The sequence below is a fragment of the Streptomyces sp. WG5 genome (genome assembly GCF_049974565.1).
Lineage (GTDB): Bacteria > Actinomycetota > Actinomycetes > Streptomycetales > Streptomycetaceae > Streptomyces.
On the sequence record NZ_JBNGGC010000016.1, the window covers coordinates 70,040 to 93,316 of the forward strand.

General features: G+C 73.9%; 21 protein-coding genes. 3 read left to right on the forward strand and 18 right to left on the reverse strand.

Annotation, left to right across the window (positions count from 1 at the left end; translation table 11 throughout):
- Positions 1-10 precede the first annotated feature (10 nt).
- Positions 11-1,618: an FAD-dependent oxidoreductase gene (locus ACP4IX_RS18750; RefSeq protein ID WP_426521647.1), complete on the reverse strand. Its 1,608-nt coding sequence runs from the start codon at positions 1,616-1,618 to the stop codon at positions 11-13.
- A 175-nt stretch (positions 1,619-1,793) separates the two neighbouring features.
- Here ACP4IX_RS18750 and ACP4IX_RS18755 point away from each other — a divergent pair, with 175 nt between their 5' ends.
- Positions 1,794-2,405: a TetR family transcriptional regulator gene (locus ACP4IX_RS18755; RefSeq protein ID WP_426521648.1), complete on the forward strand. Its 612-nt coding sequence runs from the start codon at positions 1,794-1,796 to the stop codon at positions 2,403-2,405.
- Between the two features lie 52 nt (positions 2,406-2,457).
- Here ACP4IX_RS18755 and ACP4IX_RS18760 read toward each other — a convergent pair whose 3' ends face one another.
- The 15 genes from ACP4IX_RS18760 to ACP4IX_RS18830 all read right to left on the reverse strand — a co-directional run bounded on the left by ACP4IX_RS18760 (position 2,458) and on the right by ACP4IX_RS18830 (position 19,023).
- Positions 2,458-3,390 carry a 3-oxoacyl-ACP reductase gene (locus ACP4IX_RS18760; RefSeq protein WP_426521649.1) on the reverse strand — a complete coding sequence of 311 codons (933 nt, stop codon included), beginning with the start codon at positions 3,388-3,390 and terminating at the stop codon, positions 2,458-2,460.
- A 158-nt stretch (positions 3,391-3,548) separates the two neighbouring features.
- A complete protein-coding gene (locus ACP4IX_RS18765) occupies positions 3,549-4,337 on the reverse strand; it encodes a 2-keto-4-pentenoate hydratase (protein ID WP_426521650.1) in 789 nt (262 codons plus the stop codon).
- Positions 4,330-5,190 (reverse strand): MaoC/PaaZ C-terminal domain-containing protein, encoded by an 861-nt coding sequence (locus ACP4IX_RS18770; RefSeq protein ID WP_426556159.1) that lies wholly within the window; start codon positions 5,188-5,190, stop codon positions 4,330-4,332. The genes ACP4IX_RS18765 and ACP4IX_RS18770 overlap by 8 nt, the downstream gene beginning before the upstream one ends.
- The gene (locus tag ACP4IX_RS18775) at positions 5,187-6,368 is read right to left on the reverse strand and encodes a lipid-transfer protein (protein ID WP_426521652.1); all 1,182 of its coding nucleotides are present in this window, start codon (positions 6,366-6,368) and stop codon (positions 5,187-5,189) included. Before ACP4IX_RS18775 ends, ACP4IX_RS18770 begins: the two co-directional genes overlap by 4 nt.
- Positions 6,365-6,817 carry a MaoC/PaaZ C-terminal domain-containing protein gene (locus ACP4IX_RS18780; RefSeq protein WP_426521653.1) on the reverse strand — a complete coding sequence of 151 codons (453 nt, stop codon included), beginning with the start codon at positions 6,815-6,817 and terminating at the stop codon, positions 6,365-6,367. The genes ACP4IX_RS18775 and ACP4IX_RS18780 overlap by 4 nt, the downstream gene beginning before the upstream one ends.
- On the reverse strand, positions 6,814-7,968 hold the full coding sequence (locus ACP4IX_RS18785) for an acyl-CoA dehydrogenase family protein (RefSeq protein ID WP_426521654.1): 1,155 nt from the start codon (positions 7,966-7,968) through the stop codon (positions 6,814-6,816). Before ACP4IX_RS18785 ends, ACP4IX_RS18780 begins: the two co-directional genes overlap by 4 nt.
- Positions 7,968-9,113 (reverse strand): FAS1-like dehydratase domain-containing protein, encoded by a 1,146-nt coding sequence (locus ACP4IX_RS18790; protein ID WP_426556160.1) that lies wholly within the window; start codon positions 9,111-9,113, stop codon positions 7,968-7,970. Before ACP4IX_RS18790 ends, ACP4IX_RS18785 begins: the two co-directional genes overlap by 1 nt.
- On the reverse strand, positions 9,110-10,276 hold the full coding sequence (locus tag ACP4IX_RS18795; RefSeq protein ID WP_426521656.1) for an acyl-CoA dehydrogenase family protein: 1,167 nt from the start codon (positions 10,274-10,276) through the stop codon (positions 9,110-9,112). Before ACP4IX_RS18795 ends, ACP4IX_RS18790 begins: the two co-directional genes overlap by 4 nt.
- Before the next feature lie 58 nt (positions 10,277-10,334).
- Positions 10,335-11,996, reverse strand: a complete 1,662-nt coding sequence (locus ACP4IX_RS18800) for an AMP-binding protein (RefSeq protein WP_426521657.1) — start codon at positions 11,994-11,996, stop codon at positions 10,335-10,337.
- A 272-nt stretch (positions 11,997-12,268) separates the two neighbouring features.
- On the reverse strand, positions 12,269-13,042 hold the full coding sequence (locus tag ACP4IX_RS18805) for an SDR family NAD(P)-dependent oxidoreductase (RefSeq protein ID WP_426556161.1): 774 nt from the start codon (positions 13,040-13,042) through the stop codon (positions 12,269-12,271).
- Positions 13,043-13,052: 10 nt separating this feature from the next.
- Positions 13,053-13,751 (reverse strand): PaaI family thioesterase, encoded by a 699-nt coding sequence (locus tag ACP4IX_RS18810; RefSeq protein ID WP_426556162.1) that lies wholly within the window; start codon positions 13,749-13,751, stop codon positions 13,053-13,055.
- A complete protein-coding gene (locus ACP4IX_RS18815) occupies positions 13,748-14,665 on the reverse strand; it encodes a MaoC/PaaZ C-terminal domain-containing protein (RefSeq protein WP_426556163.1) in 918 nt (305 codons plus the stop codon). The genes ACP4IX_RS18810 and ACP4IX_RS18815 overlap by 4 nt, the downstream gene beginning before the upstream one ends.
- 2 nt (positions 14,666-14,667) lie before the next feature.
- Positions 14,668-16,866 carry an acyl-CoA dehydrogenase gene (locus ACP4IX_RS18820; protein WP_426556164.1) on the reverse strand — a complete coding sequence of 733 codons (2,199 nt, stop codon included), beginning with the start codon at positions 16,864-16,866 and terminating at the stop codon, positions 14,668-14,670.
- Positions 16,867-16,875: 9 nt separating this feature from the next.
- A complete protein-coding gene (locus ACP4IX_RS18825; protein ID WP_426556165.1) occupies positions 16,876-18,036 on the reverse strand; it encodes a steroid 3-ketoacyl-CoA thiolase in 1,161 nt (386 codons plus the stop codon).
- Positions 18,037-18,276: 240 nt separating this feature from the next.
- Positions 18,277-19,023 (reverse strand): SDR family NAD(P)-dependent oxidoreductase, encoded by a 747-nt coding sequence (locus tag ACP4IX_RS18830; RefSeq protein WP_426556166.1) that lies wholly within the window; start codon positions 19,021-19,023, stop codon positions 18,277-18,279.
- Positions 19,024-19,237: 214 nt separating this feature from the next.
- Here ACP4IX_RS18830 and ACP4IX_RS18835 point away from each other — a divergent pair, with 214 nt between their 5' ends.
- Positions 19,238-20,398 (forward strand): Rieske 2Fe-2S domain-containing protein, encoded by a 1,161-nt coding sequence (locus tag ACP4IX_RS18835; RefSeq protein WP_426556167.1) that lies wholly within the window; start codon positions 19,238-19,240, stop codon positions 20,396-20,398.
- Positions 20,398-20,715, forward strand: a complete 318-nt coding sequence (locus ACP4IX_RS18840) for a ferredoxin (protein ID WP_426521665.1) — start codon at positions 20,398-20,400, stop codon at positions 20,713-20,715. The genes ACP4IX_RS18835 and ACP4IX_RS18840 overlap by 1 nt, the downstream gene beginning before the upstream one ends.
- 136 nt (positions 20,716-20,851) lie before the next feature.
- Here the strand turns inward: ACP4IX_RS18840 and ACP4IX_RS18845 are convergent, their stop codons facing one another.
- A complete protein-coding gene (locus ACP4IX_RS18845; protein WP_426556168.1) occupies positions 20,852-22,312 on the reverse strand; it encodes an FAD-dependent oxidoreductase in 1,461 nt (486 codons plus the stop codon).
- 14 nt (positions 22,313-22,326) lie between these two features.
- Positions 22,327-23,259: a VOC family protein gene (locus ACP4IX_RS18850; protein ID WP_426521667.1), complete on the reverse strand. Its 933-nt coding sequence runs from the start codon at positions 23,257-23,259 to the stop codon at positions 22,327-22,329.
- Positions 23,260-23,277 lie beyond the last annotated feature (18 nt).

A 23,277-nucleotide genomic window follows, 5' to 3' on the forward strand; every position in this document is an offset into this window, starting at 1 on the left:
AGCACCTCTCTCAGTCCTGGCCCGGCGGTGCCGTGACCGTAGAACGCTCCCCGCCGGCGGCGCCGCCGGAGATCCCACTGGCCGGGAGCGCCATGTGCCGCACGGCCAGCGAGGCGAAGACCATCGCGGTGCCGATGGGGACGCCGGGTCCCGGATAGACGCGGCCGGTGAAGGAGGCGCTGGTGTTGCCCGCGGCGTACAGGCCCGGTACGGGGCCGCCGTCGGTGCCCAGGACCCGGGCGTGGGCGTCGGTGCGCAGCCCGCCCTTGGTGCCGAGGTCGGCGAGGACGAGGCGGGCCGCGTAGTAGGGCGGCCGGTCGAGCGGGACCAGGCAGGGGTTGGGGCCCGGGGCGTCGCGGGTACCGGCGAAGAACCGGTCGTAGGGGTCCTCGCCGCGGTGGTGGTCCGTGTCGGTGCCGGTGGCGGCGAAGCCGTTGAAGCGGGCCACGGTGTCGGTCAGCGCGTCGGCCGGGACGCCGATGTGCCGGGCGAGTTCCGGCAGCGAGTCGGCCCGTACCCAGGTGCCGGCCGCGAGGTGTTCCGCAGGGTCGGCGGGCGGCACGGTGATGGCGGGGAGGGCACCGCCCTCGCGGGAGTCGAAGACGAGGTGGGCGGGCGCGTCGGCGGCGGCGAGGGCCCGGCCCATGCGGTCGTACGGCAGTGACTCGTCGGCGAAGCGCCGCCCGGAGGCGTCGACGACGAGGCCCCCGCGCAGGCCCAGGGTGAACGCGGCCGTGCCGTCCGGCCGTTCGGTGCCGGGGCACCACCAGGCTTCGTCCATGAGCTCGGTGGCGGCCCCGATCCGGACGGCGGCGCGGAGCAGGTCACCGGTGTTGGTCGCACGGGGCGCCATGGTCCACGCCGCCCCGCCCGGCACCCCGTGCTCGGCGCGCAGCGCGTCGTCGCCCTCGAAGCCCCCGGCGGCCAGCAGCACGCCGGACCGGGCCCGCAGGGTGACCGTGCCGTGCGGGGTCCGCGCCTCGACCCCGGTCACCCGGCCGTCCTCGGTGAGCAGCCCGGTGACGCGGTGCTCGGTGCGCACCGTCGCGTTCCCGGTGCGGGTGGCGGCGAGCAGGAGGCGGCCGATCAGGGCGCGGCCCGCGGTGAGCGGCGCGTCGGGGTGCCCTTGGCCGGACCGGTCCCGGTCGACCGCCGGGCGGACCAGGGGCAGCAGGTCGCCCAGGCGCTCCGTCGGCAGGTCGAGCGGGACGAAGGACCGCCCGGCGTCCATCCGGCCGGGCGCGGCGACGTAGTCGGGGAAGGCCCGCCACTCGAACTCCACGGCCGGGTCGTCCTCGAGCCGGGCGACCAGCTCGGGCGCGTGCCGCAGGAAGGCCTCCCGGCGTTCCGCGCCGGCGTCGCCGACGAGGGCCCGCAGATAGGCGCGGGCCGCCTCGGTGGAGTCGCCGAGACCCGCCCGTTCCTGCACCTGGGTGCCGGGCAGCCAGCAGGCGGCCCCGGAGTACGCGGAGGTGCCGCCGAGCAGCGCGGTCCGTTCCAGTACGACCGTGTCGAGGCCGTCGGCGGCTGCCGTCAGGGCCCCGGTCAGCGCTCCCGCGCCGGACCCGACGACGATCACGTCGTGGATGGCGTCCCCTTCTCGTCGGCCGTCCCGCATGGGTGCTCCTCCTGCCGCTCGGTGGTGTGGGGCCTCAGCAGACCGAGCGGGGGGCGGCCGGGGCGGGAGCGGTCCCACTGACCGGTACGGCGTTCCGGCCGCCACCTGACGTGGCGGCGCGCCGCGCGTATTGTCGGAGGCCGTTGACGGGATCCGAGCACCTGGAGGGGAGAGCGTGCCCAGAATCGCCGAGGCCAGGGCGGGGGCCGAGCCCAGTTCGCCCCGGCAGCACGCACGCCGGCAGAGCATTCTGAAGGCGGCGGCGGAGATCGCCGCACAGATGGGGCTCGAGCGGGTGCAGATGCACGAGGTGGCCCGGTCCGCGGGGGTGGCGATCGGCACCCTGTACCGGTACTTCCCCTCGAAGACGCACCTGTTCACCGCGGTGATGGCCGACCAGATCCAGGGCTTCGGGGCGAAGATGCCCGGCCGGGCGGCGGACACCTCGCCCGAGGACGCCGTGTTCGAGACGCTGGCCGGCGCCACCCGCAAGCTGCTGCGCCGGCCGGCTCTCGCCACCGCGATGATCCAGTCGGCGAACGCCGCCCGCGCCTCGGCCGTCCCGGATCTCGCCCGGGTCGACACGGGGTTCCTCGACCTGCTGCTGCGGGCCTGGGACGTCGAGCGGCCCACGGAGCACCATGTCGCCCGGCTGCGGTTGCTGACCCTGCTCTGGTACGGCGTGCTGCAGTCCCGGCTCAACGAGCGGATCACGCCGGAGGAGGCCGACGCCGACCTGCGGATGGCCTGCCGGCTGCTCCTCGCCCCCGAGGCGGACGCGGACTGACCGGCCCGCGCGGCGGTCGGGCCGGTGGTCAGGCGGATGCTCGGGCAGGTGGTCAGCTCGTGGGAGCCTGCTGCGTGCCCGTCGTGTCGAGTCCGGCGACGCTGTACGCCGCGTAGGTGCGGTACGGGTCGCGGCCGCTGAAGTACGGCGTCAGCTGGGCGTCGAGCTCCTGAGGTGTGAAGGTGCCGTCGGCGGCGGTGAACTTCCGTTCCACGGTGGGCGGTGCGAGCAGGGCGACCATGTCGCCGTAGACGACGAAGACCTGCCCGTTGATCTCGTCGGCGGCCGGTGAGGCCAGGTGGGCCACGAGGGTGGCGACCCGCTCGGGGGCCATGATGTCGAGGCCGCCCGGCGCGTTCACGCCCTCGCCGAAGGAGTCGGCGGTCATGGCGGTGCGGGCACGGGGGCAGATGGCGTTGGCGCGCACCCCGTAGCGGGCCATGCCCTGGGCGGTGGCCAGGGTGAGCGCGGTGATGCCGGCCTTGGCCGCCGAGTAGTTCGGCTGGCCGGGGGCGCCGAAGAGGAAGGCTTCGGAGGAGGTGTTGACGACCCGGCCGTAGACGGGACCGCCCAGGGCCTTGGAGGCCGCGCGCCAGTGCACGGCGGCGGCGCGGGACAGCCCGGCGTGGCCCTTGAGGTGGACGCGGATGACGTCGTCCCAGTCGGACTCGGAGAGGTTGAACAGCATCCGGTCGCGCAGCACGCCCGCGTTGTTGACGACGACGTCGAGGCCGCCGAAGGACTCCACCGCGGCCCCCACCAGGCGGTCGCCCATGGCCCAGTCCCCGATGTCGCCGGTCACCGCGACCGCCTGCGCGCCGAGGGCCTTGATCTCGGCGGCCACGTCGTCGGCCGCCGGGCCGACGTCGTTGACCACCACGTTGGCGCCGAGGCCCGCGAGCGCGAGCGCCTCGGCACGGCCGAGTCCCGCCCCGGCACCGGTGACGACGGCGGTACGTCCCTCCAGGGTGTTCGTCGAGCTCATGCTGCCTCTTTCCGTGTTCCGTCGAGCAGATGGGTGGCCCGCGCACCCCGTCTCTGCCGACGGGAGCGCTCGTCGCGAAACTAGTACCCATTCTAGTTTTCGACCGGCCGTGTCCCGTTGAGTGGACGCCCGAAGCGGGAACACGCGCGGGCCGGCCCTCAGACGAAGCCGACCGACACGGAGCCCAGTCCCTCGAACTCCGCCCGGAACTCGTCTCCCGGCCGCACGTCCACCGCCCGGGTGCACGAACCCGGCAGCACCACGTGACCGGCCTCCAGACGCACCCCGTAGGACGCCACCTTGCGGGCCAGCCAGGCGACGGCCTCGGTCGGGTCCCCCAGCACCGCGCTGGTGTTGCCCCGGGCGATCTCCTCGCCGCCCCGGTGCAGCACGGCGGCGATGTCGGCGGGGTCCAGGTCCCCCGGGCGCACCCGGGCGGAGCCCAGGACCACTCCGGCGGACGACGCGTTGTCGGCGATGGTGTCGGCGAGTCCGATCCTCCAGTCCCGGATCCGGCTGTCGATGAGCTCGATGCTCGGGACGACGTACTCGGTGGCGGCCAGGACGTCCGCCGTGGTGCAGCCCTCGCCGGGCAGGCTCCGGCCCAGTACGTACCCGATCTCGACCTCGATCCGCGGGTGGCAGTAACGGCCCGTGTCGACGGGTGTCCCCTCGGACAGCACCATGTCCGAGAGCAGGTGGCCGTAGTCGGGTTCGTCCACGCCCATCATCCGCTGCATGACCTCGGAGGACAGTCCGACCTTGTGCCCGTGGACCGTGACGTTCCCCTCCTTCAACTGCCGGCGGACGTTGAGCAGCTGGATCTCGTACGCGTCGGTGGCGTCGATCTCCGGGTACGTGCTGGTCAGCGGGTCGACCGGGGTCCGGTCGCGCTGTGCGCCGCGGAGCAGTTCGGCGGCCTGGGCGCGCTGTGCGGCGTCAAGCATCGGGGGTCTCCTCGCGGTGGTGCGCGGCGTCGGCGGGGGCGAAGCGGGCACGGCCGCCGGAGAGCACCGTGCGGTCGTCGCCGGCGGACGCCTCGAAGCGGACGCCGGCGCTGTCGTCGTTCCAGCCGCGCAGGGCGAGCCGGTCGCCCGGGAAGACCGGCGCGGCGAACCGGGCCCCCAGCTCCAGCAGTTCGGCGGGGTGCGCCCCGACAGCGTCGGCCAGGGGCAGCAGCGCGGCGGCGAGGGTGCACAGTCCGTGCAGGAACGGCCGGGGCATGCCCGCCGCCTTCGCGGCCTCGGGGTCGATGTGCATGGCATGCCGGTCGCCGAGCAGCCGGTAGAGGGCCGCCTGCCGGGAGTGCGTGGCCACGGTCGGCCGGTACTCGGCCGGCCGGTCCGGTCTGCGCGGGGCGGACGGGCCGCGGTCGCCGCCGAAGCCGCCGCCGCCGGGGGCGAAGAGGGACCAGGTCGCCGTGAACCGGTCGCAGGACACCTCGACGTCGAAGACGGCTGCCGAGCCCTTGTCCCACACCTCGGCGACCCGCGCGGAGGTCGTCAGCTCACCGGACCGCTCCAACGGGGCCTTCACTGCGAGGCGTTGACTGCCGTGCACCGCGGTGGTGACGTCGAAGGCGCCGAGTGCGCCGAGTGCGTCGGGCGCCCACTGGGCCAGGGTCAGCGCGAAGGTGGGCAGCACGCGCAGGCGTTCCTCGTGGACGAGGTCCAGCCGGTCGGCGGGGGCGCCGACCGCGAGGGCGTACAGGATCGCGTCGCGCGCGGTGTAGGAGACGGTGCGGGTGCCGAGGTCGTGTCCCCGCCACGGGGAGGCGGTCATGGCGGTCATGGCGGTCATCGGTCGGCTCCCAGGATCAGGCCGCTGGTGGGGACTCCGGTGCCGGCGGTGACCAGGACGTGGCCGACGTCGTCCGGCTGGTTCACGGAGGTGCCGCGGATCAGCCGGACGCCCTCGGCGATGCCGTTCATGCCGTGCAGGTAGGCCTCGCCGAGCTGCCCGCCATGGGTGTTGAGGGGCAGCCTGCCGCCGACCTCCAGGTGGCCGTCGGCGATGAAGTCCTTCGCCTCACCCGGCTCGCAGAAGCCCAGTTCCTCCAGTTGCGGCAGGACCAGCGGGGTGAAGTGGTCGTAGAGCACCGCCGCGTCGATGTCGTCGGGGCCGAGACCGCTCTGCCCGTACAACTGCCGTCCCACGAGGCCCATCTCGGGAAGGCCGGTGATCCTCGGTCGGTAGTAGCTGGTCATCATGTGCTGGTCGGCACCGAGCCCCTGGGCGGCCGCGTCGACGACCGCGGGCGGGTGGGGCAGGTCGCGGGCACGCTCGGCGGAGACGATCACCAGGGCCTGGCCGCCGTCGGTCTCCTGGCAGCAGTCGAGCAGCCGCAGCGGCTCGGCGATCCAGCGGGAGTCCCGGTGGTCCTGCAGGGTGATGGGGCGGCCGTGGAACCAGGCGGCCGGATTGTTCGCGGCGTGCTTGCGGTCGACGACGGCCACTCGGCCGAAGTCGTCGGTGGTGGCGCCGTACTCGTGGAGGTAGCGACGGGCGAACATGGCCACCCACTGGGCCGGGGTGCTCAGTCCGAACGGGGTCATCCAGGCGTAGGCGGCCCGGTCGGCGGTGGTGTCCATGGGACGGGCGGCCTGGCCGAGTCCGTAGCGCTCGCCGGAGCGCTCGTTGAACGCCCGGTAGCAGACCACCACGTCGGCGACTCCGGTGGCGACGGCCATCGCCGCCTGCTGGACGGTGCCGCAGCCGGCCCCGCCGCCGTATCCGACGCGGGAGAAGAACGTCAGGTCGCCCATGCCGGTGTTGCGGGCGACGTGGATCTCGGAGTTCGTCTCGGCGGTGAAGGTGACCAGGCCGTCGACGTCGGCGGGTGTCAGCCCGGCGTCGGCGAGGGCGGCCAGCACGGCCTCGCAGGCGAGCTGGAGCTCGCTGCGGCCGGAGTCCTTGGAGAACTCGGTGGCGCCGATGCCGGCCACGGCGGCGGTCCGGGAGAGCCGGCCGGGGCTCATCGGGCCTCCCCGGGCAGTCGTACGGACACGGTGCCGGTGACGTGGGCGCCCCGGCTGTTGGTGCCAGTGACGGCGATGTCGACGTGGCGGCTCTCGTCGTGCTTCGCCGTGACCGTGCCGGTGAGCACCATGGTGTCGCCGGGGTGGTTGGGGGCGCCGAGCCGGATCCGGATGGCCGTGACGACGGCGGCCGGGCCGGCCCAGCCGGTGACGTAGCGGTCGACCAGGCCGTTGCTGGTCAGGATGTTCATGAAGATGTCCTCGGAGCCCCGCTCGCGGGCGAGTTCGGGGTCGTGGTGCACGTCCTGGTAGTCGCGGCTCGCGAGCGCCGTGGCGACGATCAGGGTGCGGGTCACCGGGGTGGGCAGGTCGGGGAGTACGTCGCCGACCGACACCTCGCCGTACGTACGGGTGGTGGGGAGCGGCGCGGAAGTGTCCGGGCGCGTCATGGGGTCACCGCCCCGCTCGTCAGCAGGGCACCGAGGCGTTCCAGGTCCGCGCCCGCGCCGCCCAGGGTGGTGGAGATCTGCTTGCCCCACAGGAAGTGGCGGTGCACCGGGTAGTCGGTGTCCACGCCGATGCCGCCGTGCACGTGCTGCACACGGTGGACGGTGTTCAGACCGCCCTCGGCGGCCCACCACTTGGCGACCAGCGCGGCGCGGTCGGCGTCCGCGGCGTCGAACGGCTCCGTCCGCGCGTCGACCGCCTGCCACAGCGTGACCCGCATCGCCTCGATGTCGACGTAGCAGTCGGCGAGCTGGTGCTGGACGGCCTGGAAGGTGGCGAGCGGACGGCCGAACTGGTGGCGTTCACGCAGGTGGTCGGCGGCGTGTCGCAACGCGCCGGCGGTCACCCCCACCTGGACGGCGGCGAGCGCCACGAAGGAGTCGCGGACCAGCGCGGCGACGGTGCCGTCGCCGGGTGCGCCGACGGGTTCGCCGGGTGCGCCGTCGAGGGTGAGGTGGGCACTCAGGTCGTGGCTGGTGGTCTCGGCGTGCTCCCAGGTCACTCCGGGGGCGTCCGACGCGACCAGGAACAGGCCGGGGCCCGTCGCCGTGGCGGCCGTGACCAGGACGTGCCGGGCACCGGCCGGCGCCGGCACCACGGCCTTGGTGCCGGTCAGCAGCCAGCGCGCGCCGTCGTCCGGGCCGTCGGACGGGCCCCGCGCCGGGCCGTCCGGCACCGCCGTCGTCCGTGGTGCGAGCGGGTCGGCGGGGCCGAACTCCTCCAGGGCCAGGGTCGCCCGGCCGTTCCCCTCCGCGAGGACGGGCAGCAGTCGCGCCCGCTGTCGCGCGGTGCCGTGCGCGGCGACGGTGAGCGCGCCGACCAGCGCGGGCCACAGCGGCACCGGCGCCACCCGCCGGCCCTGCTCCTCCAGCAGCACGGCCACCCCCGCCATGCCGAGTCCGGCGCCGCCGTCCTCCTCGGGCAGTACGGCGGCGAGCAGGCCGGCGGCGGCCAGATCACGCCACAGGGACGCGTCGACCCGGGTCGTCGAGGTCTCCACCTCGCGCAGCCGCTCGGGCGTCGCACGGTCGGTGAAGATCTCCCGCGCCAGGTCACGGACGGCTTCGAGCTCTTCTCCCAGGGAGAAATCCATCAGGGCGCCTCCGTCGGGGCGGGCCGGAACACCGGCAGGGTCAGATCGGGGTCGGCGTCGAGCCAGTCGAGGACCACGGGCATGCCGATCGCGACGTCCTCGGGGGCGACCCCGGTCAGGTTGGTGATGAGGCGGGTGCCCTCGGCAAGTTCGACGACGGCGACGACGAGTGGGAAGTCGAAGGCCGGGTGCCGGGGGTGGTGGTTCACGACGAAGCTGTAGACGTGGCCGAGGCCAACGGACTCGACGGTGTCCCATTCCAGCGAGTTGCACTGCGGGCAGCAGGGGCCCGGTGGGTGGCGCAGGGCGGAGCAGGCGGCGCAGCGCTGGATGAGCAGCCGGTGCCGCTTCGCGCCGTCGAAGAAGAAGGCGTTGTCGCGGTTGACCGCGGGGCGCGGACGCAGGACCGGAGCCGGGGCGGGGTCCGGCCCCGCGGTGGGCTCGGGGGCGGGCTTCGCGGTCCGCGCGGGCTCGGGCTTCGCGGTCGGCCCGGGGTCCTCTTTCACGGGCGGCTTCGCGGTCCGCGCGGGCTCGGGCTTCGCGGTCGGCCCGGAGGCCGGCTTGCAGGCCGGCCCGGAGGCCGGCTTGCAGGCCGGCCCGGAGGCCGGGCGGAAACGGAGGGTCCGCCAACGCTGCGTGGCGACGGTCTCGCCGTGCTGGTCGGTGTACGTCTTGAGGGTGGTGACGAAGCGTCCCGTGCCCAGGCCGGTCCGTTTCTCCGGTGAGATCGACTCCACGGTCTCGCAGACGGCGACGTGGTCCCCGGGCGACAGTTCCCGCAGGAAGGTGAACTCCGAGTCGGTCGCCACCACGGAGGTGTAGCCGCCCTCGTCGAGCAGGTCGACCAGCTCGTCGACACCGTCCCGCCCGGCCGTCGGGGCGACGGTGGCCGCGTAGCCGCGCATCGTCCAGGCCTGGACCATCGATGCCGGTGCCACCACCCCCGCCCGTCCGGTGGCACGGGCGGCCTCGGCATCGGTGTAGACGGGGTTGGTGTCACCCATCGCCTCCGCCCAGTGCCGGATCATCGGTTGGTTGACGGGGTCCTGCGCCGGGGTGACGGCGCGCAGTTCGCGCCCGGCGAAGGCCCGCAGCCGTTCCTCGTACGCGTGACCGGGCGTGGTGTCGTGCTGTTGCCCGGTCACGCGCCACGCCCCTTGCGGGGCAGCCCGAGCCCCTGGGTGGCGACCATGTCCCGCAGGATCTCGTTGACGCCACCGCCGAAGGTGTTCACGATGCCCTGCCGGGAGAGCTGCTCGACCTGTCCGGCGAGGACCGCGCCCGGTGACTCGGGCCGGATGCGTCCCGCGGCGCCGAGGATCTGTGTCAGTCCGCGCTGGACGTCGATGTGGGTCTCGGTGCCGTAGGCCTTGGCGGCGCCCGCGTCGGCGCCGGTCAGGGCGCCGGCGGCGACGGCCGCGGTCATCTTCCAGTTCATCAGCCGCATCGCCTCCAGCCGGGCGTGGGTCCGGGCGAACTCCTGCCGCACCCAGGGGAGGTCGGCCGTGCCGTTCTCCTTCGCCCATTCGAGGACCCGTTCCCACAGCTGGATCATGCGGCCGCCGAGGGCCGCGAGACCGATGCGTTCGTGGTTCAGCTGGGCCGTGATCAGCCGCCATCCGCCGTCCACCTCACCCACCACGTCCCCGGCCGGGACACGTACCCCGCTGTAGTACGTGGCGGTGACGACCATGCCGCCCACCGTGCGGATGGGGCTCCAGGAGAAGCCGTCGTCGGTGGTGGGCACGATGAGGATGGAGATGCCCTTGTGCTTGGGGGCGTCGGGGTTCGTGCGGGCGGCGAGCCACACGTAGTCCGCCGTGTTGGCACCGCTGGTGAAGATCTTGCTCCCGTCCACGACGTACGCGTCGCCGTCCCGGACCGCCCGGGTGGTCAGCGAGGCGAGGTCGGTGCCGGCCTCGGGCTCGGTGTAGCCGATCGCGAAGACGATGTCGCCGGAGAGGATGCCGGGCAGGAACCGCCGCCGGTGTTCCTCCGATCCGTGGGCCATGAGGGTCGGCCCGACGGTGTTGACGGTGACGAACGGGAAGGGCAGGCCGGCCCGCTGGACCTCGTCGAAGAACACGTACTGGTCCTCCACCGGCCGGCCCTGGCCGCCGTACTCGGTGGGCCAGCCGATGCCCAGCCAGCCGTCCGCGCCGAGCCGTTTGACGACCTCGCGGAAGCGGTCCCCGCCGACGCCCTCCTCGCCGACGCGACGGCGTTCGTCCTCGGGCATCAGGCCCGCGAAGTACGCCCGCAGTTCCCGCCGCAGCTCTCGGTGCGCGGCGCTCTCGCGCAGTTGCATGTGTCGTTCTCCTTGGTTGTCACCGGCGGGCGGGCCGGGGCCGGACGGGCGTGGGCGCTCAGGGCAGGAAGCGACCGCGCCCGTTGGCGAGGAACTCGGCGCGCAGCGCGGCCTTGTCGTCGTCGGTCATCGGCGCGTACACGGGCCGGCCCCGGCCCTCCCAGCGGTGCACCGGGTCGTCGGTGCGCCAGCCGTCGAGCTGCATCTCCTTCTTGCGCAGCTTGTTGGAGCCGGTGGTGGGCAGCGCGTGCGAGACGCGGACGAAGCGGGGGACGCCCTTGGTGCCCAGATCCTCCTGGCGGGCGAGGAACGCGGGCAGGTCGAGGTCTTCGAAGCGGGTGCCTTCCGGGATCTCGACGGCGGCCATGACCTGGTCGCCGGAGCGCGGGTCGGGTACGCCGAAGACGCCGGCGGCGACCACGCCCGGATGCCTGCGCAGCACGCGTTCGGTGAGCAGGGCGGAGATGTTCTCGCCGTCGACGCGGATCCAGTCGCCGGAGCGGCCCGCGAAGTAGAAGTAGCCGGCCTCGTCCACGTAGCCGAGGTCGCCGGTCCAGTACCAGCCGTGCCTCACGCGTTCGGCGTTCGCGGCCTCGTTGTTGTAGTAGCCCTCGAAACGGGCCGCGCCCTGGGTGTCGACGATCTCGCCGATGGCCTCCTCCGGGTTGCGCACCCGTCCGTAGGCGTCGAGCACCGCGGGCGGGCAGGTCCGGCGGGTCGTGGGGTGCACGATGCGGACACCGTCCCGGGCGGGCACGCCGAGCGCGCCGACCGGTCCGTCGGGTACGCGCCTGAGCATGCCGGCGCCCTCGCTGGAGCCGTACCCCTCGACGAGACGGCAGCCGAACCGGCCGAGGAAGCGGTCCGCGTCCTCGGGCGAGGCCTCGGTCCCGAAGGCGTGGGTGAGCGGGTTGTCGGCGTCGTCCGGCGTCTCGGGGCGGGCCAGGACGTAACCGATGGCCTTGCCGACGTACGTGAAGTAGGTGGCGCCGAAGTGGCGGACGTCGGGGAGGAACCCGGAAGCGGAGAACTTGCGGGTGAGGGCGATGGTGGCGCCCGCGGCGAGGGCCGGCGCCCACAGCGCCATCAGCGCGTTGCCGTGGAACAGCGGCATCGGGCAGTAGCAGGTGTCGTCGCGGGTGATGTCGTACTTGGCGCTGTTGGCGGCGCCGAGCCCGGCGAGCCTGCCCTGCGAGCAGATGGCCGCCTTCGACGTGCCGGTCGTGCCCGAGGTCAGCAGGAGCAGCATCCGGGTGGCGGCGGTGACGTCCGGTGCGGCACGCACGGGTGCCCTCCCGGTGTGCTCGGCGAGGCGGCCCGCGTAGTCCGGGTCGTCGACGACGAGGAAGCGGTCGCGCTTCACGCCGATGTCCAGGCCGTCCAGCAGGCCGAGGCCCGCCCGGTCGGTGACGACCAACTGGCAGTCGGTGTGGCGCACTTCCCGCTCGAGTTCGGCCCCTCTGCGGGTCGGGTTGATGCCGACCACGGTCGCGCCGGCGAGGGCGGCGGCGCCGAGCCAGAAGACGTACTCGGGCACGTTGTCCAGGAGTACGCCGATGTGGAAGGGCCCCTCGGTGCGCAGTTCCCCGGCCCAGGCGGCGCGGGCGGCGCTCCGCGTGACCACCTCGTCCCAGGTCCAGTTCCGTTCGCGGGTCAGCAGGCCCGGGTGGTCGTCCCCGGCGCGGGCGAGCAGCAGGTCAGCAATCGTCTGGTGTGGCAACGTCGGTCCCTCTCACCCGGTGGACGGGTTTCCCGATGTCGGTACGGTGACGGGGGCGCTGGCGCGCCCGGCGTTCCGTGGTGGTCGTGAGGCGCCCTTCGGGCGGCACCCGGTCCCTCCTGCCGTCGGCGACGCTAGCCGCGGGTGGGCTGCCCCTGACCGGGGCGATCCCGCTGACCGGGAGGGACAGGCGCGTGCGCCGTCGGTGGCGGAGGCCGCGGCTGCGGATTGCGGCTGCGGCTGCGGCTGCGGCTGCGGATTGCGGCTGCTGTCTAGTCGAAGTTGGCCTGGCCGCCGTCGAGCGGCACCGTGGCACCGGTCAGATAGCGGGCGTCCGGGCCGCAGAGCATCGCCACGGCACGCCCGATGTCCTGCTCGCAGTCGCCGACGTAACCGAGCGGGATGGACGCGCAGAACTCCGCGGCCTCCTCGGGGTGGCGCTCCCGCCACTTCGCGTAGGCCGGCGACACGGCGTGCGGGGCGATCGCGTTGACCCTGATCCCGTCGCGGCCCCACTCGTTGGCGGCGGCCCGGGTCAGGGTGCGCAACGCGGACTTGGCCGCCGCGTAGGCGCCGTAGGTGCTCAGGTCCCAGCGGACCATGGCCGAGGTGACCAGGTTGACGACGACCCCGCCGTTCCGCTTCAGGTACGGGTGCGCTGCCTTCATGAAGGTGAACGCCGCGAACGGCCCGCTCTCGAAGCCCCTGCGGAACTGCTCGTCGCTCAGCGACAGGAGCGGGCCGTAACAGCCGGTGTAGGCGTTGTTGACCAGGATGTCGATGCCGCCCAGGCGCTCGGCGACGGCCTCGACCACACCGGGTATGCGGTCCGTGTCGAGCACGTCCAGGACGAAGGGCTCGGCCTTCGCTCCTCTGGCGCGCAGCATCTCGCAGGTGGTCTCCAGCTTGGCCGCGGTCCGCCCGAGGACGGCGACCGAGGCGCCTTCGGAGGCCAGGGCGAGGGCGATGCCCTGCCCCACGCCCTGTCCGGCGCCGCTGATGACCGCGGCCTTTCCGTCGAGGTTCCGTGCCGACCGGCTCATCATGATCTCCCTGTCAACTCGGTCGCGGGAGCCGCTTGTTGATGAACAGGCCCTCCGCGGTGACACAGACCCGGCCACCGGCCGAGATCTCACCGGCCGTACGGATCCTCGAGCCGTCCACCGAGACCTGCCGTCCGGTGACGGTGAGGGGCTCGAACAGCGGGGTGGGCCGCAGGTAGCGCAGGGTCAGTTCGGCCGTCATCCCGGAGGGGCCGGCCCAGTGGTTGGCCACGCCCAGGGTGTGGTCGAGGAGCAGGGCGGAGACGCCGCCGTGGACGTGTCCGGGCGGCCCCTGGTAGGGCAGGTCCAGCGTGACGGTGCCCTCGACGGAGCGGTCGTCCCTGCCGTGCAGGGTCAGCGGCGGTGCGAGGGCGTTCTCCGGTCCGGTGACGGGGTCGTGCCGGGTGACGCCCTCGCCGCGCCACATCTCGGCGAGGCGTTCCGGGACGGTGGGCGCCTCCTCGGTGAGTCGGTCGGTGACGGCGTCGAGTCGCGCGGCGATGGCGGTCATGTCGGCGCCGGTGCCGTCACCGGCGCGCAGCAGCGCGGTGACCAGGCGGCGGGCCGCGGCGACCGCGGCGTCCACGCCGTCCGGGCGCGGCTCGGCGACCAGACGGGGGCCGGCGGCCGGTTCGACGGTCCGCTCGGCCGCCGGTGCCGTGGCTCGATCGGTGGCTCGTTCGCCGGTCTCGTGGGCGGCGGGGACGTTCATGACCGCACCGTCGCCGTCGCGTGGGTGAGCACGGGCGCGCCGTCGCGTTCCGGGCAGGCGGCGTGCAGCAGGAGCCGCTCGGTGCCGTCGTCCGCCGGTGGTCCGTCGCGCCAGACGGACGTCGTGATCGACTCGCCGGGGACGAGCGGGCCCGCGAAGCGCACGGCGAGGCCGGTCAGGCGGGTGACGTCGCCGTCGAGGACTCCGTCGACCAGGGCCTTGGCGACCAGTCCGTAGGAGGCGAGTCCGTGCAGGATCGGCCGCTCGAAGCCGGCGGCCCGGGCGAACGCCGGGTCGGCGTGCAGGGGGTTGAGGTCGCCGTTGAGCCGGTACCACAGCGCCTGCTGGGGTGTGGTCGCGGTGGTGAGTACGGTGTCGGCGGGGCGGTCCGGTGCCGCCCACCGCTCCTCGGGGCCGGGGCCGGGCTCGGAGCCGTGGCCGGTGTCCTGGCTGAAGCCGCCCTCGCCTCGGGCCCAGATGCGGGTGGTGGTGGTCCACACGGGTGCGCCGTCGGGGCCCGTGGCCGCGGACTCCAGCACGACGAGCGCTGCCTTGCCCTTGTCCCACACCTCGGCGACCCGGGAGCGGAGCGTCGCGGTGCCGGCGGCCGGCAGCGGGCGGTGCACCTCCAGTCCCTGGCCCGCGTGGAGTACGGCGCGCAGGTCGACGTCGATGCCGGGCATCTCCACGCCCGGTGCCGGTGCCTCGCCCGCGGAGATCCCGGTGCCGGCCACCAGGGCGAAGGTGGGCAGTACGGTGAGGCCCTTCTCGTAGGTCAGGTGCGGCTCGGGGTCGGTGGCCGCGGCGGCACCGGCGCCCAGGCTCAGGTGGTACAGGAGGACGTCGCGCGTGGTCCAGCGGATCTCGCGGACGGACGGGTCCGCGCGCAGCGCCTTGTCGCGGTCGATGGGCATGGTCAGCCTTTCCGGGTGGGCTCGGGGTCGCGGGGCAGGCCGAGGAGGCGCTCGCCGATGATGTTCAGCTGGACCTCCGTCGTGCCGCCGGCGATGGACAGGCAGCGGGAGTTGAGGAACATCCACATGGCGTCGTGGCGCTCGCCCTCCCCGGTCAGCGCCGCGCTGCCCTGCCAGTCCACACAGGTCTCCCAGACCCGCTGCTGGTGTTCGACACCGAGCAGTTTGGCGATGGACGCCTCCGCTCCCGGCTGCTGTCCGGAGACGGTGCGCAGCGTGGTGCGCAGGGCGAGGAGGGCGCCGGACTGGGCGTCGCAGAGGTGGCCGCCGAGGGTGGTGAGGCGTTCGTCGTCCAGGCCGTCCAAGGCGGCGGCGAGCTCCAGCAGGGTCTCGGCACCGGAGCCGACCGAGTCGTGGGAGAGGGCGACCCGCTCGTTGGCGAGGGTGGTGCGGGCCAGTTTCCAGCCGTCGCCGGGGGTGCCGACGAGCAGGTCGTCGGGGACGAACACGTCGTCCAGGAACACCTCGTTGAACTCGGACTCGCCGGTGATCTGCCGCAGTGGCCGGATGTCGAGGCCGGGGCTGTTCATGTCGAGGAGGAAGTACGAGATGCCCTTGTGCTTGGGCACGGCGGTGTCGGTGCGGGCGAGCAGGACGCCCCAGTGGGCGTCGCGGGCCATGGACGTCCACACCTTCTGCCCGGTGATCCGCCAGCCGCCCTCCACCTTCTCCGCGCGGGTGCCGAGTCCGGCGAGATCCGAGCCCGCGCCCGGCTCGCTGAACAGCTGGCACCAGACGATGTCGCCGCGCAGGCTCGGGGCGAGGAACCTCTCCTGCTGGGCCGGGGAGCCGTGCGCGATGAGGGTGGGTACCACCCAGCCGCCGATGATCATGTCGACGGGGGTGAGGCCGGCGGCCTGGAGTTCCTCCGCGATGACGAGCTGGGTCACCGGGTCGGCGCCCTTGCCCCAGGGGGCGGGCAGGTGGGGCGCGGTGTAGCCGTGGTCGGCGAGGTGGGCGAGGCGCTCCGTGCCGTCCAGGGCGGCGGCTGCCCGCAGCTCGGCGCGGATGCCCTCGCGCAGCGCCTCGGCCTCCGGCGGCAGTTCGACGCCCAGCCTGCGGCGGGTGCCGTCCAGGGCGAGGCGGGCGACGCGACGGCGCCAGCCGGCGTCCGGACCGAGGGTGACGCGGAGGGTCTGGGCGCGGCGCAGCGCGAGGTGCGCGTCGTGTTCCCAGGTGAAGCCGATGCCGCCCAGTACCTGTACGCAGTCCTTCGCGGTGACGAACGCGGCCTTGACGGCGACCGCCCCGGCGAGGGCGGCGGCCAGCGCGGCCTCCCGGGGGTCGTCGCCGACGCCTCCGGGGTCGGCCGCGCGGGCGGCGTCCCAGGCACAGGCGCGGGCCTGTTCGGCGTGCGCGAGCATACGGGCGCAGAGGTGCTTGACGCCCTGGAACTGGCCGATGGGCCGGCCGAACTGCTCGCGTACCCGGGCGTGGTCGGCGGCGGTGGTCACACAGCGGTCGGCGATTCCGGAGGCCTCCGCGGCGAACAGGGTCGCCGCGAGGTCCCGGGGGTGCTGCGGGTCGAGGTCGAGGAGGTCGGCGGCCGGGACCGGCACCGAGCGGGCGGTCACGCGGGAGGAGCGGCGGGTGAGGTCGTGGCTGCGGACGTCGGTGGTGTCCACGGCGGCGCGGGGCAGCACGAGCCAGGTGACGCGGCCCCCGTCGGCGGCCGGGAGCACGAACACGTCAGCGAGGTGACCGCCGACGACGAGCTCGGACGTGCCCGTGAGGGCGGCCGTGCCGTCTGCGGCGCGGGTCAGCGTGAGGGTGCCGGTGGCGAGTCCGACCGCGCCGACGGCGGTGCCCGCGGCGAGCGCGGCGAGATGGGTGTGGTGTCCGGCGGTGTGCAGGACGGCGGAGGCAAGCGTCGTGGGCAGGAAGGGTCCGGGGGCCATGGCGCGCCCCAGCTCCTCGGTGACGACGGCGAGTTCGACGAGGCCGTACCCGGCGCCGCCCGCCTCCTCGGGCAGGTGCAGTCCGAGCAGCCCCTGCTGGGCGAGGCCGCTCCAGTGGTCGGGGAGGGTCTCCTTGTCGGCGTCGGCCGCCGAGTGGAGGGTGGTCTCGGTGATGTGCTGGGTGGCGAAGGCGCGTACGGCGTCTCGCAGGTCGCGGTGCTCCTGGGTGAGCCCGATGGTCATGACGGCTCCTCAGACGCGTTCGACGATGGTGGCGGTCGAGTGCGCCCCGCCGGCGCACATGGTGATCAGCGCGGTGGACTTGCCGGTGCGCTCCAGTTCGTGCAGGGCCTGGGTGACGAGCCGGGCCCCGGTGGAGCCGACGGCGTGGCCGAGGGCGATGGCGCCGCCGTTGACGTTGACCTTGTCCAGGTCCGCCTTGTGGACCTGTGCCCAGGACAGGACGACGGAGGCGAAGGCCTCGTTGATCTCGACGAGGTCGATGTCGTCGAGGGTCATGCCGGCCGTGCGGAGCACCCGTTCGGTCGCGGCGACGGGCCCGTCGAGGTGGTAGTAGGGGTCGGAGCCGACCATGGTGGAGGCCAGGATCCGGGCGCGCGGGCGCAGCCCCTCGCGGGCGGCGCGCTCCCGGCTCATCAGCAGGACCGCGGCGGCTCCGTCGCTGATCTGGGAGGAGTTGCCGGCGGTGTGGATGCCGTCGGGGAGGACCGGTGCGAGGGCGGCGAGGGCCTGTGGGGTGGTGTCGCGCAGCCCCTGGTCGCGGGTGACGAGGGCGGTCTCGCCGGTGGGTCCCTCGGAGCCGACGACGGGGGCCTCGACGCCGATGATCTGCTGGTCGAAGCGTCCCTCCGCCCAGGCCCGAGCCGCCTTTCGCTGCGATGCCAGGCCGAGGGAGTCGGCGTCGGCGCGGGTGATGCCCCGGTGCCGTGCGATGCGTTCGGCCGCGGTGAACTGGTCGGGCATGTCCAGGGACCAGCTCCGCGGCACGGGGACGCCGGTGTCGGGGGTGAGCGCCTTGCCGAGGAAGACACGGCTCATCGACTCGACGCCGCAGCCGATGCCGGTCTCGATCGCCCCGGCGGCGATCAGGCCGGCGACCAGGTGCACGGCCTGCTGGGACGAACCGCAGGCGCAGTCGATGGTGGTGCAGGCGGTGGTGTGCGGGAGCCCGCTGTGCAGCCAGGCGGTGCGGGTGACGTTGTTGGACTGCTCACCGGCCTGGGTGACACAGCCCCCGATGACCTGCTCCACGGTGTCGGGGGCGATGCCGGCGCGCTCCACGAGGCCCTTCTGGGCGAGCCCGAGGAGTTCCGCCGGATGGAGTCCGGACAGGACACCGCGGCGCCGGCCGACCGGTGTCCGTGCGGCTTCGACGATGACGGCCTCGGTCATGGCTCTCCGTAGGGGGTGAGGGGCGGTGGGGCCCGGGACTGACTGACGTCGGTAAAACTAGAATTCGTTCTCGAAACCAGGCAAGGGCCAGTCCCGCTCAGTGGCCACGTCGCCGCCCGTGGCCTGGCCACTGTCGCCGCCCGTCGCCGTGGTCACTGTCGCCGCCCGCCGTCGTGGTCACTGTCGCCGCCCCGGCCGCCCCCGTGGCCGCTCGGAGCCGGGCGGCCTCCCTTGCGCGCCTCAGATGTGCGACCCGCCGTCCACCCGCAGCTCGGCCCCCGTCAGGTACCCCGCGTCCCGCGACGCCGCGAAGGCGATCACCCCCGCGATCTGGTCCGGCTCGGCGGCACCGAAGGGGGAACGGATCCGCCCGTAGTACGAGGCGTCCAGCTCCGGCGGCAGCACGTGCGGCCCCGCCAGAGGTGTGGCGACCGAGCCGGGCGAGACGGGCACGACCCGGATCCCCCGGTGCGCGACCTCGGCGGCCAGGGAGAGCGAGAAGCCGAGGACGGCCCCCTTGGAGGCGGCGTAGGCGGTCATGTACGGGTTCCCGTGCGACGCGGCCGAGGAGGCCACGTTGACGATGACGCCGGTGCGGTCCGGCAGGAGGGGCAGTGCCTCCCGGCAGAACAGGGCGGTGCCGACCGCGTTGACCGTGAAGAGCCGTTGCAGGTCGGCGACGGTCAGCCGGCCGATAGGCGTCGTGCGGTGGATACCGGCCACGTTCACCAGGACGTCGATGCCGCCGAGTTCCCCGGCGGCCGCCCGCACGGCGGCCACCACCGCGTCCTCGTCGGCGACGTCGGCGACGTGGGCCGCGATCCGCCCGGGACCGGAGGCGGCGGCGACGGTCCCGGCCAGGCCCTCGCCGGACAGGTCGACGGCGAACACGGCCGCGCCCTCGGACACCAGCCGCAGCGCGGTGGCCCGCCCGATGCCGGATCCCGCCCCGGTGAGCAGGACGTTCGCACCCTCGAAACGGTTCATGACGACTCCTCGCGATCACGCGCACCGATGGACAGGGCGGCGGACTGTACGCCGCCGTGACGGGCGCCGCAGGGGCCGTCCCACCGACCGGGACCGCCCTCGCACCGCCCGCGGCCACCGGTTCCGGTCAGTGGGACACCCCCGGATGGCCACCGGTGTCCGCGCCTACCGTCCGGACCGTGGAGACCACGCGTCCTGAGGGGATGAGAGCAACGTGAGCGCAGTCGAGTCAGCACACGACGACGTCAGGGCCATCGAGGCGGCCGCGGCACCCACCCGCTTCGCACGCGGCTGGCACTGCCTGGGCCTCGCCGAGAAGTACCGGGACGGCACGCCGCACGCGGTGCGGGCCTTCGGCCAGAAACTCGTGGTGTTCGAGGCGGGCGACGGCACCCTCAACGTCCTGGACGCGTACTGCCGGCACATGGGCGGCGACCTCTCCCAGGGCACGGTCAAGGGCGACCAGGTCGCCTGTCCCTTCCACGACTGGCGCTGGGGCGGCGACGGCCGCTGCAAGCAGATCCCGTACTCCAAGCGGGTCCCGCTGCGCGCCCGTACGGCGGCCTGGCCGACCCTGGACCAGGACGGCATGCTCTTCGTCTGGAACGACCCGGAGGGCAATCCCCCTCCCCCGGACGTGACCGTCCCCCGCATCGAGGGCGCCACCAGCGACGAGTGGACCGACTGGCTCTGGTACGAGACCGTGGTGGACGCCAACTGCCGCGAGGTCGTCGACAACGTCGTGGACATGGCCCACTTCTTCTACGTCCACTACTCCTTCCCGACGTACTTCAAGAACGTCTTCGAGGGCCACACCGCCACCCAGTACATGCGCGGCACCGGCCGGCCCGACGCCCGCCCCCAGGAGCAGGACGGCAAGCCGAAGACGACCGGCAGTAACTCGGTGGCCTCGTACCACGGCCCGTCCTTCATGATCGACGACCTCACCTACCACTACGACACCGGTGACGTGCAGTCGGTCCTGATCAACTGCCACTACCCGGTGGACGCGAACCGCTTCGTGCTGCAGTACGGCATCGTCGTCAGGCGCTCGGAGTCCCTGCCGGCCGAGGCCGCCGACGAACTCGCGGCGGGAATGGCGCAGTTCATCAAGCTCGGCTTCGAGCAGGACATCGAGATCTGGAAGAACAAGACACGGATCGACAACCCCCTGCTGTGCGAGGAGGACGGCCCGGTCTACCAGCTCCGCCGCTGGTACGAGCAGTTCTACGTCGACGCCGCCGACGTGACGCCGGAGATGACCGACCGCTTCGAGTTCGAACTGGACACCACCCGGCCCGTCGAGGCGTGGCAGAAGGAGGTCGAGGCGAACCTCGCCCGCAGGGCCGCCGCCACCGAGAGCCGGCCGGTCTGATGCGGCTCGCCAACCAGCTCGCCGGCCGCCCCGGCGGCCCGCTCGACAACCGGCTCACCGACGGGGCGCCGATGCGGCCGCTGGCCTGCGGGCGGTGTGCCGCCGAGGTCCTGGTGCGCAAGAGCAGCTGGCAGCAGACGAGCGTGCAGTGGAACGCGCCGGCCACGGCGGCCTGCGCGGAACGCGACCCGGCCGGCGGGGCCTTCGAGGGCTGCCGGTCCCTGCGGGACACGATCCGCGAGGCCGCGCTGCGCGGCACGATCGAGGTCGTGGACGGCGGCGAGCAGCCCACCGCCGTCACCGACCGGATCCCGTAGCGCCGCATCCGGCCCCACAGCTGTCCGCCGGGACACATCCCCCGGGCCCGGCGGACACGACGGAAAGGAGGCCGGGTACACGCCCATCGCGTACCCGGCCTCCTTCCGTGCGCCACTCCCCCGCTCCCCCGCCCCGCTAGCCGCGCGCCGCCGCGACCCCCGCCCGGCGGCCGAAGAACGTGCCGTCGCCGAGTGACGTACCGCTCACGTATCCCTCGCCGTGGATGCCGGAGGCCGCCCGGCCCGCGGCGAACAGGCCGGGCAGGACGGCGCCGGACACGTCGAGCACGGCACCGTCCACGGTGGTGCGCAGCCCGCCCAGGGTGAAGCCGGCGACGCCCGTCCCGGCCCCGGCACCGGGGCGCCCGCCCTGGTGGAAGCCGGCCCGCGGGTCGACGGCCGCGAACGGCCCCTTCAGCGGGCGGAGCCAGCGCGGGTCCTTGTGGAAGTACGGGTCCTGCCCGCGCCCCGCGTACGTGTTGTAGGTGGCGACGGCCGACTCCAGGGCGCCCCGCGGCATGCCGAGTTCGGCCTCCAGTTCACCCAGGGTCTCCGACACGAACCGTGGGACCACGCCCCAGCGTTCGCGCTCGGGGACCGACTCGTAGCCCTCCTCGTCGACGATCACCCAGTAGGGGGCGGGCTGGGTGAGCACGGCGGCGACGCTGAACAGGCCCGGGTACACGTCCTCGTTGATGAAGCGCTGCCCGTGGCCGTTGACCAGCATGCCCCGGACGGCCAGGGCGGGCAGCGCGGTCAGGGCCAGCTCGACCGTGCCCATGCGGCGGGTGGCGGCGCCGAGCGCGGCGGCCATCCGGATGCCGCTGCCGTCGTCGAGTCCGTCGCTGACCCTGCCGTGGGCGATCAGGTGCGGGGCGTGGTCGGCGAGCATCTCCTCGTTGTCGGCGAAACCGCCGGTGGTCAGCACCACTCCCCCGCGCGCCCGGTAGGCCAGGTCCTCGCCGTGCCGGCGGGCGGTGACGCCGGCGACCCGGCCCGCGTCGTCCACGATCAGCGCCGTGGCCAGGGTGTCGGCGTGCGCCACGGCTCCCGCGCCCTCGGTGGCGGCGACCAGCTTCTCCATCACCAGCCAGCCGCCGTACCCCTCGGTGGCGCAACGGTGGCCGCGCGGTGCGGGCCGCGCGATCTCGTTGTACGGCCAGGCGTTCTCGCCCAGCCACATCAGGCCGTCCCGGGTGGTCGGCATCCAGGTGGGCGCGTCCCACAGGGTCGGCTCGAAGGTCAGGCCCCGGTCCACGAACCACTGGAAGTGCGCGGCGCTCCCGTCGCAGTACAGGCGCAGCTTCTCCTCGTCGGCGTGCGGGCCGAGCGCCGCCCGGAGGTAGCCGAACATGTCGTCCGGGCTGTCCTCGAAGCCGCAGGCCTTCTGCACCTCGGTCCCGCCGCCCAGGTACAGTTCGCCGCCGGACAGCGCCGACGACCCGCCGGGGCCGCCCGCCCGTTCCAGGACCAGCACGTCGGCGCCGGCCGACGCGGCCTCGAACGCGGCGGCGGCGCCCGCGCAGCCGAAGCCGACGACCAGCACGTCGGTCTCGGCCGCGTAGCGGGTGACGTCCCGGGCGCGGACGGGTGCCACCGGCCGGGATCCGCTCACGTGGCCGACCCCGGCGGCGGGGCGAAGGCGGCCAGCGGCTCGGAACCGGACCAGTCGTGGCCCCAGTAGCTGTCGGCGGTGATCTCCTCGGCGGTGTAGTGCCGCTCGTCGACGCGCATGCCCTCGCAGCCGTACTCGATGTCCCAGCCGCCGGGGGCGCGCACGTAGAAGGACACCATCCTGTCGTTGGTGTGCCGGCCCAGCGTGGAGGAGAGGGAGAAGCCCCGCCTGCCCACGTTGTCGAGGGCGCGGCCGACCGCGTCCAGGGTGTCCACCTCGACCATCAGGTGGACCAGTCCGGGCTCCCCGCTGTGCGGGGCGGGGCAGACGGCGAGGCTGTGGTGGCGTTCGTTGACGCCCATGAAGCGCACCCGGCGGGGCGGGGCGTCGGGCGCCCGGCCGCCGAGCCGGATGCCGCCGCGCGGCAGGAAGCCGAGCACCTCGGTGTAGAAGGCGACCGTGTCGTCCATGGCGGTGGTGGGCAGCACGACGTGCCCCATGCCCTGGCCGCCGGTGACGAACCGCTGCCCGAGGCCGGTGAGTACGGGGCTGTGGTCGAGGACCGGGGCGAAGAACACCTCGACGGGCACGCCGGCCGGGTCCTCGAAGGCGATGGCCTGCTCCACGCCCCGGTCGTCGGCCTCCTCCTGGCCGAGCATCCTCACGGCCGTACCGGACGCCTCGACGGCGCGGCCGACCGCGGCCAGCGCGAACTGGTCGCGCACCTCCCAGCCGACGGACAGCACCCGGTCGCCGTCCCCGGGCAGGACGACGAGCCGGGCGCGGCGCTCGTCCATCCGCAGGTAGAGGCCGTCGGGGTCCGGCCCCGACCCCTCGGCGAAGCCGAGGGCGTCCACGGTGAGTTCACGCCAGCGGTCGACGTCACGGGTCTGGACCCGGAGGTATCCGAGCCCTCGGATCTGTGTCATGTGCCGTTCTCCCTCGTC

Excerpts from the sequence above, each read along its gene's own strand:
- ACP4IX_RS18850 (WP_426521667.1), bottom strand. The coding sequence starts at position 23,259 with ATGACACAGATCCGAGGGCTCGGATACCTCCGGGTCCAGACCCGTGAC.
- ACP4IX_RS18785 (WP_426521654.1), bottom strand. The coding sequence starts at position 7,968 with ATGGATTTCTCCCTGGGAGAAGAGCTCGAAGCCGTCCGTGACCTGGCG.
- ACP4IX_RS18840 (WP_426521665.1), top strand. The coding sequence starts at position 20,398 with ATGCGGCTCGCCAACCAGCTCGCCGGCCGCCCCGGCGGCCCGCTCGAC.
- ACP4IX_RS18805 (WP_426556161.1), bottom strand. The coding sequence starts at position 13,042 with ATGATGAGCCGGTCGGCACGGAACCTCGACGGAAAGGCCGCGGTCATC.
- ACP4IX_RS18820 (WP_426556164.1), bottom strand. The coding sequence starts at position 16,866 with ATGACCATCGGGCTCACCCAGGAGCACCGCGACCTGCGAGACGCCGTA.
- ACP4IX_RS18830 (WP_426556166.1), bottom strand. The coding sequence starts at position 19,023 with ATGAACCGTTTCGAGGGTGCGAACGTCCTGCTCACCGGGGCGGGATCC.
- ACP4IX_RS18815 (WP_426556163.1), bottom strand. The coding sequence starts at position 14,665 with ATGCCCATCGACCGCGACAAGGCGCTGCGCGCGGACCCGTCCGTCCGC.
- ACP4IX_RS18770 (WP_426556159.1), bottom strand. The coding sequence starts at position 5,190 with ATGACCGCCATGACCGCCATGACCGCCTCCCCGTGGCGGGGACACGAC.
- ACP4IX_RS18760 (WP_426521649.1), bottom strand. The coding sequence starts at position 3,390 with ATGAGCTCGACGAACACCCTGGAGGGACGTACCGCCGTCGTCACCGGT.
- ACP4IX_RS18825 (WP_426556165.1), bottom strand. The coding sequence starts at position 18,036 with ATGACCGAGGCCGTCATCGTCGAAGCCGCACGGACACCGGTCGGCCGG.
- ACP4IX_RS18765 (WP_426521650.1), bottom strand. The coding sequence starts at position 4,337 with ATGCTTGACGCCGCACAGCGCGCCCAGGCCGCCGAACTGCTCCGCGGC.
- ACP4IX_RS18780 (WP_426521653.1), bottom strand. The coding sequence starts at position 6,817 with ATGACGCGCCCGGACACTTCCGCGCCGCTCCCCACCACCCGTACGTAC.
- ACP4IX_RS18795 (WP_426521656.1), bottom strand. The coding sequence starts at position 10,276 with ATGCAACTGCGCGAGAGCGCCGCGCACCGAGAGCTGCGGCGGGAACTG.
- ACP4IX_RS18810 (WP_426556162.1), bottom strand. The coding sequence starts at position 13,751 with ATGAACGTCCCCGCCGCCCACGAGACCGGCGAACGAGCCACCGATCGA.
- ACP4IX_RS18775 (WP_426521652.1), bottom strand. The coding sequence starts at position 6,368 with ATGAGCCCCGGCCGGCTCTCCCGGACCGCCGCCGTGGCCGGCATCGGC.
- ACP4IX_RS18750 (WP_426521647.1), bottom strand. The coding sequence starts at position 1,618 with ATGCGGGACGGCCGACGAGAAGGGGACGCCATCCACGACGTGATCGTC.